Origin of the sequence: Pseudomonas putida (genome assembly GCF_028682175.1) — a bacterium.
Classification (GTDB): Bacteria; Pseudomonadota; Gammaproteobacteria; order Pseudomonadales; family Pseudomonadaceae; genus Aquipseudomonas; species Aquipseudomonas putida_AD.
Map to the genome: position 1 here is coordinate 66,302 of NZ_JANHKS010000005.1, position 14,423 is coordinate 80,724.

Genomic DNA, 14,423 nt, shown 5'->3' on the forward strand with positions numbered 1-14,423 from the left:
CGTTTCGATGAAGGCATCAGGCGACCCTGTATTCAACGGTAAGGTGGGTCACTTCATGCACTGGCTTGAGCGCGACACGCACGTCTTCGGCCGATTGCAGCGACGAACCCTGGACACTGACGATGGCAGCGCGAGCCGAAGGTCCTACTCGCCAGACATGCAAGTCAGTGATCCGCAGTGCGGGATTGTGCTCCAGCAACTCGCGAATCTCCTCGGCCGCGTGCTCATCGGTGCGGTCCAGCAAGACAGAAGCAGTATCGCGCATCAAGGTCCACGCCCAGCGCGCGATGACCACCGCACCGACGATGCCCATGACCGGATCAAGCCAGACCCAGCCCAGGAACTTGCCCGCCAGCAACGCGACGATGGCCAGCACCGAGGTCACGGCGTCGGCCAGCACGTGCACGTACGCCGACCGGAAATTGTTGTCTTGCTCGTGGCTGTGCTCGTGATGATGCTCATGGGCGTGCTCATGCTCATGCTCGTGACTGTGTCCATGGCTGTGGCCGTGGCCGTGGCCCAAGAGCAAGGCGCTGACGACGTTCACAGCCAGGCCGACAACGGCAATCAGGGTTGCGGTCCCGAACTGCACCTGGGTGGGCTCGAACAGTCGCAGCACCGATTCGACACCGATCCCCAGGGAAATCAGACCCAGGATCAGCGCCGAGGCAAACCCGCCAAGATCCCCCACCTTGCCGGTGCCGAAGCTGTAGGCATTATCGGTCGAATGCCTGCGGGCGAAGGCATAGGCAGCGGCGGCAATCCCCAATGCCCCGGCGTGGGTCGCCATGTGGAACCCGTCGGCCAGCAGCGCCATGGAGCCGGTGATGTATCCGGCCGCGATCTCACCCACCATCATGACCACTGTGAGAACCACCACCCACAGGGTGCGGCGGGCGTTTTCATCGTGCCCTGCCCCGAGAAAATCGTGGCTATGGCTGTAATCGGCTGTGCTCATACCCACCTCACTTGGAATATCGGCGAATGGCTTCAAGCAGCTCTTCGACGCCTTGCGCCCGTTCCTCATCGGTCAGGCCCGGTTTGGCGACGTGTTCGCGTGCGTGGTCTTCGATGATCTCGTCGAGCAGCCCGTTGATGGCGCCACGGGTGGCCGCGACCAGATGCAGCGTCTTGGCGCAGTCGGCCTCACCCTCCAGCGCGCGCTCGATGGCCTGGACTTGCCCCGAGATGCGCCGAACGCGCTTGAGCAGATCGTCTCTTCCTGCCTTGGTGTGCGACATAGCATACCCCCCTACCCTATATAGGGCCGCATGATGCACTCAAGGATGGGTTGGCACAAGTGCCACCGAAACACTCCCGTAGCAGCACGGCTTGCCGGCGGGGGCATTCTCAGATCGCTCCCGCCGGCAAGCCGTGCTGCTACGGGTCAGTGGCCGGAGTCCTGGTGGCGTCAAGTCACCAACCGATAATCCGCCGGCAACGGCCCGAATACGTCGGTGTAGACCTCGCACAGCCAGTCGATGAACACCCGCACCCGTGGCGACAGATGCCGGTGGTGGGGATACATCGCCGACAGCGTCAGGCCCGGGCTCTGCCAGTCGCTCAGAACCTCCACCAGACGCCCCGCCTGCAAGTCCGCCTCCAGGTGAAAACGCGGCACCTGGATCAGGCCGCAACCCTGTAGCGCGCACACCACGTAGCTTTCGGCATCGTTCACGGCCATCCAGCCACCGAGGTGGAACTCGCGGATCTGGCCCTCGATCAGCAATTCGAGCGGGTAATCCACCGCCCCGTTGCTGGCGAAGAATCTCACCGCCTGATGCCCGGCCAGATCCTCGGGTGTGCGTGGGGTGCCGGCGCGCGCCAGGTATTCGGGGCTGGCGCAGATCACCTGGGGCATGACCGCCAGGGGCCGGACGACCAGTGCCGAATCCTTGGGAGCGCCGGCGCGAATCACGCAATCCACGCCCTCGCGCACCAGATCCACCAGGCGGTCGCCGCCACTGACCGTCAGGTCTATACCCGGATAACGGCCGCGAAACTCATTGATCCTCGGCAACACCACCCGTGTGGCGTGGGTGCCATGCATGTCCACCCGCAACACGCCCTGCGGACTGGCCGCCACATGGCGCAAGGAAGACTCAGCGTCGTCCAGTTCGCTGAGCACGAACACGCATCGCTCGTAGAACGCCTGGCCATCCACCGTGGGCCTGACGTGGCGGGTGGTGCGTTCGAGCAGGCGGATGCCGAGCCTGGCCTCAAGCTCCTTGATCGCGTGGGTCGCCGTTGCCCGGGGAATGCCCAGCACCGCTGCCGCGCGGCTGAATGAGCTGAGCTCGACGATCCGGGTGAAGAGTTGCAGTGATTCGAAGCGGTCCATCGATTGTTGTCCGCAGTTGAATTGTGTTGGCAATTTAGCGGGATTTATCCGGCAGGCGCAAACAAGCAGAATCATTTCCAAGGCAATCGCACCCATTTCAAATCCGGAGAACCCCATGAACGATCAAACGCGCAAGACAGCCATTGTCACCGGTGGCTCCCGTGGCATCGGCAAGGCCATCGCCCTGCGTCTGGCCGCTGACGGCTTTGCGGTGGTCATCAGCTACAACAGCAACGAAAGCAAGGCCCGGGACACCCTGAGCGCCATTGAAGCTGCCGGCGGCCAGGCCATCGCGATCAAGGGCGATGTCGGCAATGCCCAGGACGTCGCCGCGCTGTTCGAGGGTGCAAAAAGCGCATTTGGCAGGATCGACGTGGTGGTCAACAGCGCTGGCATCATGAGCATGGCGCCAATCAGCGAAGCCAGCCTCGACGACTTCGACCGGATGATCGCCATCAACCTGCGCGGCGCCTTCCTGGTGCTGGGCCGGGCGGCGGCCGATGTGGAAAGCGGTGGTCGCATCATCGCCCTGACCACCAGCGTGATCGCCAAGTCATTCCCGTCCTACGGTCCTTACATCGCCTCCAAGGCGGGCGTCGAAGGCCTGGTGCACGTACTGGCCAACGAACTGCGCGGTCGGCAGATCACGGTGAATGCCGTGGCACCGGGACCGGTCGGCACCGAGCTGTTTCTGGAAGGCAAGAGCCAGGAGCAGGTCAACCACATCGCCAGCCTCGCGCCGCTGGAACGCTTGGGCACACCCGAAGACATCGCCGCGGCGGTGGCCTTCCTGGCCGGCCCGGACGGCGGCTGGATCAACTCGCAGGTATTGCGCGCCAATGGTGGGTTTGCCTGAACCGGCGCGGCTCAAGCCGTGGCAGCTTGCGCCTCTAACGAAAGCACGAACCGGCGCTCGTTTGCCGTACTGTGATCGGCGTCGTCCGGAGCAGGCAGAAACCCGCAGCGGGCCAGGACCTTTTGCGAGCCCAGGTTCTGTTCATAGACGAAGGCCACCAGCTGCCCGAGCTGCCAACGGTTGCGCGCCTCGTGGATCAGGCGTTTCAAGGCAAAGGTGGCGAGCCCCTGCCCGGCCGCTTGCTGATCGATGCGATAACCCACCTCGGCGCAGCCAGCGGCCGCGTTGATGCTTTTAAGATTGGCCCGGCCGATGATGCGCTGGTCGTAATCGAGGATCACCATGGGGTGCCAGTTTCCTGCGGCAAGCCCGCCGAGGCAGGACGCGATGTGTTCGGCAACGCCCTGCAACGAGTAGAACTCAGGCGCCCGTGGTTCGATGTGCGATTCGAACCATTGCCGGTTGCGCACTTCGAATTCGAGCAATGCCTGGGCATCGGTGTCTTGCAGTTCTCTGACCTTGAATGAATCCATTCACCTGTGTTCCTGATATGAACTGCCGTCATCCGGCACGAATCGCAAGACGCCGACCGTCTCGCTGCGTTTTTCGGAAGTCTGCTCATCGGACGGATGCTGAACGCCGTCACACACCACGACCTCGGCGAAGTCAAACGGGCTGACGCCTTCCAGGCACGCCGCATTGATGCCGAACTGTTCGGGGTTGGAGCGACGCTGGTGGTGGGTGTAGATGCCGCACTTCGAGCAGAAGTAGTGCTTCGCCGTCTTGGTGTGGAACTGGTAGAGCGTCAGTGCCTCGGCGCCTGCGGTGATCTGCAGATCCTGCAACCGCGCACTCACCACCACCGCCCCGCGCATCCGGCACAACGAGCAATCACAGCGGCGGGCGCTGTTCAGGCCGTCGCTGAGGCGCACATGGAAACGCACCGTGCCGCAATGGCAACGGCCATCGAATTCGTTTTGATCAGCGTTCATGAATCGGGCCTCGTGAAAGGATGCATCGGCCGATCATAGCGGGATTTATGTCGTCCACGCGATCCGTAGCAGCACGGCTTGCCGGCGGGGGCGATCTTGCGGACGCCTTCGCGGGCAAGCGCGCTCCTACAGGGTTGCGGACACACATTCTGTGGGAGTGGGCTTGCCCACGAATGGGCCCGACTGCTGCGGTGTAGATTGATTACACCATGTATCAACTCAAGTGCCCCGGCTGCGGTTTATCGGGGTGGTCTTCCTGCCTACCATCGCTCCACCGTTTTTGACAGGAAGTACTTCAATGAAGATCCAATGGTTACGCAGCAGATCGGTACGCGGCGCACTGGCCCTGGCGGCTTGCGCGCTGTTGGCAGGCCCCGCGCTGTCGGCAGGGTTGCCCACGGGCACATATGACTCGATTCGCAGTGAAGATGTGCAGTGGCAGAGCTTTCCCGCGTTTCCGGCTGCGGCGAAGCTTGCGGTGATCGTCGGCAATCCGACGCAGCCTGGGCCGTATGTGGTGAGGGTGAAGGTGCCCAACGGGGTGAAGCTGATGCCCCACACCCATCCCGAAGACCGGATCTACACGGTTATCTCCGGGGTGTTCTACATCGGCCAGGGCACGACGTTCGACCCTGAAAAACTGGTGGCGTACGGGCCTGGCAGCGTGGTGGTGCTGCCCGCCAATACTCCGCATTTTCATTGGGCAAGATCCGGTGAATACGTGACGCAGGTGTACGGCATCGGGCCGTTGGGGATCGAGTATCTGAACCCAAAGGATGACCCTCGCCGCAACCAGTAGCACGCCGACCGCAGCAGCACGGCTTGAGGGCGGGGCGATCTTGCGGGCGCCGTCGCGGGCAAGCGCGCTCCTACAGGGATTGTCGTCTACACGATCCGTAGCAGCACGGCTTGCCGGCGGGGCGATCTACGGAACGCCCCCGGCCGGTCACCCCACCACCAACTGCTCCAACACCACTTCCAGCGGATGGCGCAGCTGTTTGTCGGCCATGCGTTTGACCTGGCTGCGGCAGGAATAACCGGTCGCCAAGGCCTCGTGCTCCTTGTCGATCTTGCCAGCCCAGGATTGCTCGAAAATGGTCTTCGACGTCTCCTGATTACGCGCCTCGTGGCCGTAGGTGCCGGACATCCCGCAGCAACCAGTGGCCTCGGTGGAAAGCTTGAGCCCCACCTTCGCGAACACCTTTTCCCACTGCGAGGTGCTGGCCGGGACGTTGGTTTTCTCGGTGCAGTGGGCAAGCAGGCGGAAGCTGCGAGGCGCAGCGTTGGCTTTGTCGGGCAGTGCATCGATCAGCCACTCCTGAGGCAGCAGCACGTTCGGGCTGCCCTCAAGCCCTGGCACTTTCTGGTATTCCTGGCGATAGACCAGGGTCATGGCCGGGTCCAGCCCCACCAGCGGCACGTCGCAATCGGCCAGGGCCTTGAGCTGCGTGGCGTTGCGGATCGCGGCCTTGGCGAACGCTCCCAGAAACCCTTGAACATGCAGCGGCTTGCCGTTGGCACTGTAGGGCGCCATGAACACGCGGTAGCCCAGTTGATGCGCCAACTGAATGAAGGACGCCAGCAGCGGCGTCTCGAAGTACCGGGTGAAGGCGTCCTGCACCAGCACGATACTGCGTCCACGCTGCTCGGCAGTCAGCTCGCGCAGCGCCGGAACGCTGGCCACACCGACGTTGCAGCGGGTCAGAGTCGATTGCAGGTTGTAGCGATGAATCAACGGGCTGTCGAGCATGCCGACATGCCGCTCCAGCAAGCCGCCGACCCACTTTGAACCCATCACGGCGTTGTACAGGCCGGGCGCGTAGGCCATGTACGGGATGGTGAATTCCAGCGAGCCGATCAGGTAGTCCCGCAGCGGACGCTGATAGCGGCCGTGATAAAGCTCAAGGAACCGCGAACGGAATTCGGGCACGTTGACCTTGATCGGGCACTGCCCCGCGCAGGACTTGCACGCCAGGCAACCGGCCATGGCGTCGTAGACTTCATGGGAGAAATCGGCCTGGCCGCTGGCACGGGCCTGGTTGTTGCGCAGCCGCGCCGGCAGGCCCTTGAGCCATGACACCTTGCCCCGCGCCGCTTGCAGCACATCGATGTTGGCCGCGCCTTGCAGACGTAGCCACTCGCGGATCAGCGACGCGCGGCCCTTGGGCGAATGCTGGCGCTCGCGGGTCGCCTTCCACGACGGGCACATCGCATCGTTGGGGTCGAAGTTGTAGCAGGCGCCGTTGCCGTTGCAGTGCACGGCGCTGCCGAAACTCTGCCAGACGCGCTCGTCGATCTGCCGGTCAAGATCGCCACGCAGGGTGACTTCGTTGACCTTGAGCAAGCCCTGCTCGGCATCCGGCGGGGTGCAGATCTTGCCGGGGTTGAGCTGATTGTGCGGGTCGAACGCGCCCTTGAGCGATTGCAGCGCGGGGTACAGCTCGCCGAAGAACGCCGGCACGTATTCCGAGCGCAGGCCCTTGCCGTGCTCACCCCACAACAGGCCGCCGTAGCGCTGGGTCAGCTCGGCGACGGCGTCGGAAATCGGCTTGACCAGCGCGGCCTGGGCCGGGTCTTTCATGTCCAGCGCGGGACGCACGTGCAGCACGCCGGCATCGACGTGGCCGAACATGCCGTAGGTCAGGCCGTAGCCGTCCAGCAGCGCGCGGAACTCGGCAATGTAGTCGGCCAGTTGCTCGGGCGGCACGGCAGTGTCTTCCACGAACGGCTGCGGACGAATCTCGCCTTCGACGTTGCCCAGCAGGCCAACCGACCGTTTGCGCATGGTGTAGACCTTGTTCACCGCCGCCGCGCCTTCGGCCAGGGTGTGGCCCAGGCGCTCGACGCCGGTGTCGCTGCGCAGATGCTCGATGAATGCCGCGACCTTCGCGTTCACTTCATCGACGTCATCGCCACTGAATTCCACCAGGTTGATGCCCAGGGTCGGACGCTCGGCGTCGGCGGGGAAATACTCGGCGACGCTGTGCCAGACGATGTCTTTCATCGCCAGCATCAGCACCCGCGAATCGACGGTTTCAATCGACAGCGGCTTGTGCGCCATCAGCGCATTGGCGTCGCGCAGCGCATCCATGAAGCTTGAGTAGCGCACGTTGACCAGCACCGAATAGGTCGGAATCGGCAACACGTTGAGCTTGGCCTCGACCACGTACCCCAGCGAGCCTTCGGCACCGCACAGCACGCTGTTGAGGTTGAAGCGGCCTTGTTCGTCGCGCAGGTGCGCCAAGTCATAGCCGGTCAGGCAGCGGTTGAGCCTGGGGAAGATCTTCTCGATCAATTCACCCTGGGTTTCCTGAATCCCGCGGGCGATGCGATACACCTCGCCGACACGGCCAGGCTGCGCGCACGCCGCCTCAAGCTCGGCATCGGAAATCGGCTGGCTGTGCAGCCGTTCGCCGCCCAGCAGCACACTGTGCAGTTCGAGCACGTGGTCGCGGGTCTTGCCGTAGGTGCAACTGCCCTGCCCGCTGGCGTCGGTGTTGATCATGCCGCCGACGGTGGCGCGGTTGGAGGTCGAGAGCTCCGGCGCGAAGAACAGCCCGTGAGGCTTGAGCGCGGCGTTGAGCTGGTCCTTGACCACACCGGCCTGGACCCGCACCCAGCGTTCCTCGACGTTGATTTCGAGGATGGTATTCATGTGCCGCGACAGATCGACCACGATGCCGTCAGTCAGGCACTGGCCGTTGGTGCCGGTGCCGCCGCCGCGCGGGGTCAGCTTGATCTGGCGAAAACGCGGCTCGGCCATCAGCGTGGCGATGCGCGCCACATCCTCGGCATCAACGGGAAACACGGCCGCCTGGGGCAGGCGCTGGTAGATCGAGTTGTCGGTCGCCAGCACCGTGCGGGTGGCGTAGTCGGCGCTCAGTTGGCCGCGAAAACCGCTGGCGCGCAATGCGTCGAGAAAGTCCGGGTATTGCGCCGCAGGAACGGCGGTAGGCAGTTGGGCGATCATCAAAGGATGGCCTCTTGTCGGTCTGATCACGGAAAAAAGCAAAATACTTGTCGCCGGGGCATTAATCGGTCAGCCTCGGATCGTTATGATGCCAATGATCCTGCAGGCCCGCGCTCGGGACAAACGGATATTCCTGCCGCTATCGATGACTTTTCTGAATGAATTACCGCCATCTCACGCCGTCCATGTCTCTGTTGCTGGCTTTCGAGGCCGCTGCACGCCATGAAAGCTACACCCGCGCCGCTGTCGAGTTGTCCCTGACCCAGAGCGCGGTCAGCCGCCAGGTGCAGGCGCTGGAGCAGCAATTGGGCCTGACCCTGTTTCGCCGCGAAGGCCGCCAGGTGCAGCTCACCGATGTCGGCCGGCTGTATCAAAGAGAGATGAGCGACGCCCTTGGCCGCATTCGCAGCGCCACGCTGCAGGCCATGGCCTATCAGTCCGGCGGCGGTTCCCTGCGTCTGGCCACGCTGCCAACCTTCGGTTCCAAGTGGCTGATGCCGCGCCTGCATGATTTCTACAAGCGTCATCCCGGCATGCTGGTGCACATCAACTCGCGAATTGACGCCATCGACTTCGACACCAGCGGCATCGACGCAGCCATCGTGGTGGGCAACGCCGACCTGCCGGGGCTGGTCAGTCACCGCCTGCACGCTGAAGAACTGGTGGTGGTCATATCCCCACAGGCCGCCCTCGCCTATCGGCACTGGGCGCCAGAGCAGATCGCCGAACAGATGCTGCTCAACGTCGCCAATAATCCCAACGTCTGGGCCGACTGGTTCAGCCATCATCGCCTGCCCCATCGGCTCATGCGTCTGGGGCCGAGTTTCGAGCTGACGTCACACTTGATCCAGGCGGTCAAAGCCGACATCGGCATCGGCCTGGTGCCGCGCATCCTTGTCACCGATGAGTTGGCCAAGGGCGAACTGACCAGTCTGGACCTGCCCTTCGCCAGCCAGCGCAGCTATTACCTGGCCTATCCGCCCCGCAACGAAGGGCTGCCATCGTTGCAGGCATTTCGTGCCTGGCTGCTGGAACAGATCTGAGCACCCGACGGCGTTCTTCAAGGACAATCCGCTGTCCGCCAAAGCCATCTAACTACAGATACCCAAGCAAATGCAGTCGCGTTTTTTAGTTGCAACATAAACAAGTAAACGGGCGTGCGGACCCATTCAATTGAATGCGACCACGCTAAAGCCCGCCACCTGTGACCTGCCGTCTGTCGGCAAGAAAAACTTTGAAACACCCTGTGAATGCAGGGCCTTTTCGTAGCCCTCATCACAAAACATTCATACTTTACGACTACCCCAGAGGCAGGACCGCTCAAACTCAAGGGCTGCAAACTTATTGAAATCGATAAACTCTTTTATAGCTCAGAAAGTTGCTTGCCAGCTTTCTGACGCCAAGAAATAACTAAATAAAAGTTTAAAATACTAGTGGCCTTTTCAAATTGTTTGTAACTACACTGTGTCAACTCTTGAACACACCCGGTATGTCCACCGATGAAACACACCACTTTACGGATGATGATGGTGCTTCCCCTGTGTCTGGCTGCCACGGCTTTTGCCGATACCGGCGTCAACACCTCCAAGTCCCTTTCCACCCACCGGACCCTGGGTCCGGTCGAAGTTGGCGGGCTTGTAGTCGGGCAGACGGTGACGCAAAACGGGCGTGCCTTTTATGACAGTTTTGCCGCGGCGTGGAATGAAAAGGACGAATCCGGACGCTTCAGTATCTCGGTCGTCGAACGCCCCACCGCACGTCTGGGCAGCCAGATCTTCATCAACTACGGCAACCGCCGGATGACCCAGTTGCAACTGCCGCCTAACCGCAGCCTGATCCCCGCACTGGGCGCAGACGTTGCCGCACAAGTGTTTCAAGCCATTCTGGATTATCAACTGGCGCAATTTTTCGGCGACCGGGACCTGGCCCGCGACGAGCTATGAAGGGAATTATCATGAACCGTCTATCTGTAGTACTCACGAGTCTGATGGCGTTTTCGGCAGTCTCGGTGCAGGCCAGCGAACTGGTCTACGTGCCGGTCAACCCATCGTTTGGCGGCAACCCGTTGAACGGTCCTGTGCTGCTCAACCAGGCGAACGCGCAGAACAGTTTCAAGGAACACTCGTCTTCCTCGGCGTCCTCGGCGAACAGCACGCTGAACCAATTCAACAGCATGTTGCAAAGTGCAATTCTGAGTCGTGTGTCGTCGGCGGTCACCTCAAGCATTGTTGGCACCGACGGAAAACTGACGCCAGGAGTTGTGGAAACTACGGACTTCACGATTTCCATCGTCAACTTGTCGCCGGGGCTTTTGCAAATTACAACAACCGACAAAACCACCGGCCAGACCACGTCGTTTCAGATCAACCAGTAAGTTCGCTCCAACTTAATAACGCTTTCGTTGTAATGCTCACTGTAAGACTTGTTGTGCCAAGTGCAATCAACTCGCAGGGCTCGTTCGCCTGCAACAAACCTAGCTGCCTAAAAACATCGTAAAAAGGAATTAACCATGCAAGCACGTAAATCCCTCCTCGCTCTCGCTGTATTGGCTTCGGTATCGGGCGCTGCCTTCGCTGGCAACGGCACTACCACCACCTACCAGAACGGTTCCGACAACGGCATCGTCGCGGAGCAAAGTGGCGCGATCAACTCCAACCTGAACGTGACCCAGAACGGCAGCAACAACAACGCAGGCACCCCCGCCACCAGCGGCGGTTGGTTCGGTTGGGGCAGCCAGCCTGCCAAACCGATCTACCAGGGTTCGAGCAACAGCAACCTGACCGTGCTGCAAACCAACTCCTACAACACCGCCGCTGCCCGTCAGACTGGCGGCGAGCAAAACCAGGGCACCATTAACCAGACTGGCGCAGCTGGCAACAGCAGCGCCAACCAGCAGTCGGCCACCCTGAACCAGGCTGGCAGCTACAACAACGGCACCATCACCCAGAACGCCAACAAAGGTCGCGATACCGCAGCCACCCTGAAACAGGACGGCACCGGCAACTCCGCCTGGGTGACTCAGGAAAACAACACCAAGTCCACCGCGACCGTCAGCCAGTTCAACAATAACAACCAGGCCTGGGTCACCCAGAAGAACAACGATCAGGCCACTGCCTCTCTGACTCAGCGCGGCAACAACAACGAAGGCACCATCAATCAGAACGACTCGTACAAAGTGACTGCGACCGTTACTCAGGATGGCGGCTACAACAAAGCCTGGGCCACCCAGCAGAGCAACACTCGTGACTCCAGCGCCACCATCAGCCAGAACGGCCAGGGCAACATCGGTAGCGTCACTCAAACCTGGGCCTGGAACTCGAACGCCGAGCTGACTCAGAAAGGTGGCAACAACAACACCGGCACCATCAACCAGAACGATGCCGACTACTCCAGGGCCTACCTGACCCAGACCGGCTCCAACAACGTTGGCACCCTCAACCAGGATCAGGCTGACCACAGCACCATCACCGCCACTCAGAGCGGCAACTACAACAGCATCGTTGCCAACCAGAACGGCCCACACGGCGGCAACCCTGGTGACAGCAACCTGAAAGCGACCATCATCCAGGACGGCACCAGCAACAAGGTCACCAGCAACCAGTCTGGCAAAGACAACGACGCTTACCTGACTCAGAACTCCGGCGGCTACAACGTCATCGACCTGAATCAGACCACTACCGCTTACAACAGCAAGGCCACTGTGGCTCAGTCCGGCAGCTACCTGACTGCCAACGTCACTCAGACCGGCGGCAGCAACAACACCGTTTCGATCACCCAGCACTAATCCAGGTCGTACCCGCCGGTTCGCCGGCGGGTTTTTTCGGAGCTATACCATGCGCGCCCGCACGCTTTCATTGATGATTATCGCTGCCGCAGTATTGAGTGGCTGTGCCACCTCTCGCCCGGCGGGCACCATTTCTCCGGCGACCATTTCGCCTCCAACGCAATCGACCCGCGACCTGGCCAACCTGCCCCCACCGGCAGGCGTGATCCCCGTGGCGGTGTACGGCATGCGTGACCAGACCGGCCAGTACAAACCTTCGCCGGACAGTTCTTTCTCCACGTCGGTGACTCAGGGCGCAGCGTCGCTTCTGGTCAGCGCGTTGCGCGATTCGCGCTGGTTCAAACCGGTCGAACGCGAAAACCTGCAGGACCTGCTGACCGAGCGCAAGATCGTCCGCGCCCTGGAGCAGCCGCAGGATCAGGCCCAGGGGCAACTGCCACCGCTGCGCCCGGCCAACATGATTGTCGAAGGCGCCATCGTCGCCTACGAAAGCAACGTGCGCACCGGCGGTTTCGGTGTGCGCTACCTGGGTATCGGCCCGTCGGATCTGTATCGCCAGGACCAGGTGACCATCAACCTGCGTGCGGTGGACATCCGCACCGGCGACATCATCCAGAGCGTCACCACCACCAAGACCGTGTTCTCGATCCAGCTCGATTTCGGCGTGTTCAAGTTCGTTTCCCTGCGTCACCTGCTGGAGGTCGAGACCGGCCTCTCGCGCAACGAACCGGTGCAGCAGTGCGTGCGTGAAGCCATCGAGGCCGGCCTGATCCACCTGATCGCCCAGGGCGCGCGGGATGGCAGCTGGAACCTGAAGAACCCGGAAGACCTGAAAAAACCACTGCTGGCCGGCTACCTGAAAGCGTATGACGAGCAAACCATGAGTACGCCCATGACCGCCGCCGAACAAAGCAAACTATCGGGGGAGACCCATGCACAGTAATAAAAGAACTGCGCTGATCGCTCTGACCACGGCGCTGCTGCTGGGCAGCGCCATCAGCCACGCCGCCGACCTGATGCCCGAGGCCCGCTATTCGGGCATTGGCGTGAGCGGCAGCCGTGTGGACGTGAGTCAGATCGGCTCCAACAACCGCTCGCGTATCGACCAGGCCGGCCCCGGCCAGCGCCTGGTGCAGATCCAGAACGGCAATGCGAACACTGCCACGATCAACCAGAGTGGCGCCTACAACGCCGCAGCCGCCCAGCAGACGGGTTACAACAACTCGATCAGCCTGGATCAGGCCGGGCGCTTCAACCAGGCAGCCATTACCCAGGCCGGGACCAACAACCAGGCCAACGTCGTGCAGAGTGGTGCCTATAATCAGGCGTACATCGGCCAGTACGGCCAGGGCAACCAGGCCAACGTCAGCCAGAACGGCTTCGGCGGCACGGTCAATGTCCAGCAGTACGGCAACAACATGAATGCCACCGTGACTCAGAAGTGAAACCCATGATCGATTTGTCGCAACTGGTCGTAGCCATCGACACCCAGCGCCAGGGTGCCGCGGTGCTGATTCGCCCGCACATCGAAAACCCGACGCCGTTGACCTTGCGCTACCGCATGGCGGTCAGCCAGCGCAGTACGGCCGGGACATCGAGCATCAGCCAGTCGGGCGACATCCAGACCGGCGCCACCGCCTCTCTGGTACAACTGAGCATTCCCCCTGAAGCGGCCTGCCACATCCGCCTGGAACTGTTCCAGGGCAGCGAGCTGGTCAAGACAGTCGAGAAAGACTGCGACAACCCGGCTAACTGATATCCCGCTGCCTGACCAGCCCCTCAAGCGTAAAGCGCGCCTGGGTCAGCACCACATCCCTGACCTGCTCCATTTCCTGCGGGCCGACTTCGGCCCACTTCAGCGCTTCGAGCAACTTGGGCTTCTGCACCCGGAAGGCCAGTCCTTGGGAGAACAGCGCCATGGAGTGGATCACCGTGCGCTCGTCTTCCACTGCGTAGCCGGAAAGCCCGGCGATCAGCAACCGAACCACCACACCAATACGCTTCTTGAAGCGGTCTTCGAAGGCCATCGACGCACTTTCCGGGCACAGGCCGGTTTGATGACGGTCCAGAAACGCCCGCCATGCAGTCGTCTGCGGGCTGTCCTGGATGGTCGACACCACAGCGCCGAGAATCCCCAGCGAGGCGTCGATCAGCGCCTGGTCCTTGAGTGGCGTCTGCGCCAGGGCCGCCTCCGCCGCTTCGACGCTGTCGCCCATCTTGTGCCACAGCAGCCTGATCAGGTGCTCGACGCACTCCAGGTACACGCCCTCCTTGCCGTCGAAGTAATACTGGATCGCCGGTGCATTGACCCCGGCCGCAGTGGCGATGTCGCGGGTCGAGGCGCCCTCGTAGCCACGCTCGCCAAAGACCGCCACGGCCGCTTCGACGATGCGCGCGCGGGTCTCTTCGCCGCGTTGATAACCACCCTCGGCGGCAGGTTTGTGTCGTGCCATGTGCAGCTCCCGTTCGATACCCCGGCA

The 14,423-nt window shown here is 62.0% G+C and carries 16 protein-coding genes; 9 read left to right on the plus strand and 7 right to left on the minus strand.

Going from position 1 to position 14,423, the window contains the following annotated elements; translation table 11 throughout:
* Window positions 1-16: 16 nt before the first annotated feature.
* From dmeF to NPS29_RS05595, 3 genes are all read right to left on the minus strand, one after another.
* Complete coding sequence (dmeF, locus tag NPS29_RS05585; RefSeq protein ID WP_274131232.1) at window positions 17-958, minus strand: CDF family Co(II)/Ni(II) efflux transporter DmeF; 942 nt, start codon at window positions 956-958, stop codon at window positions 17-19.
* Between the two features lie 7 nt (window positions 959-965).
* Window positions 966-1,241 carry a metal/formaldehyde-sensitive transcriptional repressor gene (locus NPS29_RS05590; RefSeq protein ID WP_274131234.1) on the minus strand — a complete coding sequence of 92 codons (276 nt, stop codon included), beginning with the start codon at window positions 1,239-1,241 and terminating at the stop codon, window positions 966-968.
* A gap of 170 nt (window positions 1,242-1,411) precedes the next feature.
* Window positions 1,412-2,341: a LysR family transcriptional regulator gene (locus NPS29_RS05595; protein ID WP_274131236.1), complete on the minus strand. Its 930-nt coding sequence runs from the start codon at window positions 2,339-2,341 to the stop codon at window positions 1,412-1,414.
* 115 nt (window positions 2,342-2,456) lie between these two features.
* Here NPS29_RS05595 and NPS29_RS05600 point away from each other — a divergent pair, with 115 nt between their 5' ends.
* A complete protein-coding gene (locus NPS29_RS05600; RefSeq protein ID WP_274131238.1) occupies window positions 2,457-3,197 on the plus strand; it encodes an SDR family oxidoreductase in 741 nt (246 codons plus the stop codon).
* A gap of 11 nt (window positions 3,198-3,208) precedes the next feature.
* Here the strand turns inward: NPS29_RS05600 and NPS29_RS05605 are convergent, their stop codons facing one another.
* Together NPS29_RS05605 and NPS29_RS05610 are read right to left on the minus strand one after the other, a co-directional pair.
* Window positions 3,209-3,730 (minus strand): GNAT family N-acetyltransferase, encoded by a 522-nt coding sequence (locus tag NPS29_RS05605; protein WP_274131239.1) that lies wholly within the window; start codon window positions 3,728-3,730, stop codon window positions 3,209-3,211.
* On the minus strand, window positions 3,731-4,189 hold the full coding sequence (locus NPS29_RS05610; RefSeq protein WP_274131240.1) for a GFA family protein: 459 nt from the start codon (window positions 4,187-4,189) through the stop codon (window positions 3,731-3,733).
* Window positions 4,190-4,487: 298 nt separating this feature from the next.
* On the opposite strand from NPS29_RS05610, the gene NPS29_RS05615 reads away from it, so the two are divergent.
* Window positions 4,488-4,988 carry a cupin domain-containing protein gene (locus NPS29_RS05615; RefSeq protein ID WP_274131243.1) on the plus strand — a complete coding sequence of 167 codons (501 nt, stop codon included), beginning with the start codon at window positions 4,488-4,490 and terminating at the stop codon, window positions 4,986-4,988.
* A 147-nt stretch (window positions 4,989-5,135) separates the two neighbouring features.
* Here the strand turns inward: NPS29_RS05615 and ydiJ are convergent, their stop codons facing one another.
* Window positions 5,136-8,159, minus strand: a complete 3,024-nt coding sequence (gene ydiJ, locus NPS29_RS05620; protein ID WP_274131245.1) for a D-2-hydroxyglutarate dehydrogenase YdiJ — start codon at window positions 8,157-8,159, stop codon at window positions 5,136-5,138.
* A gap of 158 nt (window positions 8,160-8,317) precedes the next feature.
* Here ydiJ and NPS29_RS05625 point away from each other — a divergent pair, with 158 nt between their 5' ends.
* From NPS29_RS05625 to csgH, 7 genes are all read left to right on the plus strand, one after another.
* Window positions 8,318-9,202 (plus strand): LysR substrate-binding domain-containing protein, encoded by an 885-nt coding sequence (locus NPS29_RS05625; RefSeq protein WP_274131247.1) that lies wholly within the window; start codon window positions 8,318-8,320, stop codon window positions 9,200-9,202.
* A 456-nt stretch (window positions 9,203-9,658) separates the two neighbouring features.
* Entirely contained in the window at window positions 9,659-10,102 is a 444-nt protein-coding gene (locus tag NPS29_RS05630) for a CsgE family curli-type amyloid fiber assembly protein (protein WP_274131249.1), read from the plus strand.
* A gap of 11 nt (window positions 10,103-10,113) precedes the next feature.
* Window positions 10,114-10,533: a curli assembly protein CsgF gene (locus tag NPS29_RS05635; RefSeq protein ID WP_274131252.1), complete on the plus strand. Its 420-nt coding sequence runs from the start codon at window positions 10,114-10,116 to the stop codon at window positions 10,531-10,533.
* Window positions 10,534-10,668: 135 nt separating this feature from the next.
* A complete protein-coding gene (locus NPS29_RS05640; protein WP_274131254.1) occupies window positions 10,669-11,943 on the plus strand; it encodes a hypothetical protein in 1,275 nt (424 codons plus the stop codon).
* Between the two features lie 49 nt (window positions 11,944-11,992).
* Complete coding sequence (locus NPS29_RS05645) at window positions 11,993-12,886, plus strand: CsgG/HfaB family protein (protein ID WP_274131256.1); 894 nt, start codon at window positions 11,993-11,995, stop codon at window positions 12,884-12,886.
* Window positions 12,876-13,388, plus strand: a complete 513-nt coding sequence (locus NPS29_RS05650; RefSeq protein WP_274131258.1) for a curlin-associated protein — start codon at window positions 12,876-12,878, stop codon at window positions 13,386-13,388. The genes NPS29_RS05645 and NPS29_RS05650 overlap by 11 nt, the downstream gene beginning before the upstream one ends.
* A gap of 5 nt (window positions 13,389-13,393) precedes the next feature.
* Complete coding sequence (gene csgH / locus NPS29_RS05655; protein ID WP_274131260.1) at window positions 13,394-13,699, plus strand: curli-like amyloid fiber formation chaperone CsgH; 306 nt, start codon at window positions 13,394-13,396, stop codon at window positions 13,697-13,699.
* Here the strand turns inward: csgH and NPS29_RS05660 are convergent.
* Window positions 13,692-14,396: a CerR family C-terminal domain-containing protein gene (locus NPS29_RS05660; protein WP_274131262.1), complete on the minus strand. Its 705-nt coding sequence runs from the start codon at window positions 14,394-14,396 to the stop codon at window positions 13,692-13,694. The genes csgH and NPS29_RS05660 overlap by 8 nt on opposite strands.
* Between the last annotated feature and the right edge of the window lie 27 nt (window positions 14,397-14,423).

Bases quoted from the DNA above. Each gene is read 5' to 3' on its own strand.
- NPS29_RS05650 (WP_274131258.1), top strand. From the start codon at position 12,876: ATGCACAGTAATAAAAGAACTGCGCTGATCGCTCTGACCACGGCGCTG.
- NPS29_RS05645 (WP_274131256.1), top strand. From the start codon at position 11,993: ATGCGCGCCCGCACGCTTTCATTGATGATTATCGCTGCCGCAGTATTG.
- NPS29_RS05600 (WP_274131238.1), top strand. From the start codon at position 2,457: ATGAACGATCAAACGCGCAAGACAGCCATTGTCACCGGTGGCTCCCGT.
- NPS29_RS05615 (WP_274131243.1), top strand. From the start codon at position 4,488: ATGAAGATCCAATGGTTACGCAGCAGATCGGTACGCGGCGCACTGGCC.
- NPS29_RS05640 (WP_274131254.1), top strand. From the start codon at position 10,669: ATGCAAGCACGTAAATCCCTCCTCGCTCTCGCTGTATTGGCTTCGGTA.
- NPS29_RS05590 (WP_274131234.1), bottom strand. From the start codon at position 1,241: ATGTCGCACACCAAGGCAGGAAGAGACGATCTGCTCAAGCGCGTTCGG.
- NPS29_RS05630 (WP_274131249.1), top strand. From the start codon at position 9,659: ATGAAACACACCACTTTACGGATGATGATGGTGCTTCCCCTGTGTCTG.
- NPS29_RS05625 (WP_274131247.1), top strand. From the start codon at position 8,318: ATGAATTACCGCCATCTCACGCCGTCCATGTCTCTGTTGCTGGCTTTC.
- NPS29_RS05595 (WP_274131236.1), bottom strand. From the start codon at position 2,341: ATGGACCGCTTCGAATCACTGCAACTCTTCACCCGGATCGTCGAGCTC.
- NPS29_RS05635 (WP_274131252.1), top strand. From the start codon at position 10,114: ATGAACCGTCTATCTGTAGTACTCACGAGTCTGATGGCGTTTTCGGCA.
- csgH (WP_274131260.1), top strand. From the start codon at position 13,394: ATGATCGATTTGTCGCAACTGGTCGTAGCCATCGACACCCAGCGCCAG.
- dmeF (WP_274131232.1), bottom strand. From the start codon at position 958: ATGAGCACAGCCGATTACAGCCATAGCCACGATTTTCTCGGGGCAGGG.
- ydiJ (WP_274131245.1), bottom strand. From the start codon at position 8,159: ATGATCGCCCAACTGCCTACCGCCGTTCCTGCGGCGCAATACCCGGAC.
- NPS29_RS05660 (WP_274131262.1), bottom strand. From the start codon at position 14,396: ATGGCACGACACAAACCTGCCGCCGAGGGTGGTTATCAACGCGGCGAA.
- NPS29_RS05605 (WP_274131239.1), bottom strand. From the start codon at position 3,730: ATGGATTCATTCAAGGTCAGAGAACTGCAAGACACCGATGCCCAGGCA.
- NPS29_RS05610 (WP_274131240.1), bottom strand. From the start codon at position 4,189: ATGAACGCTGATCAAAACGAATTCGATGGCCGTTGCCATTGCGGCACG.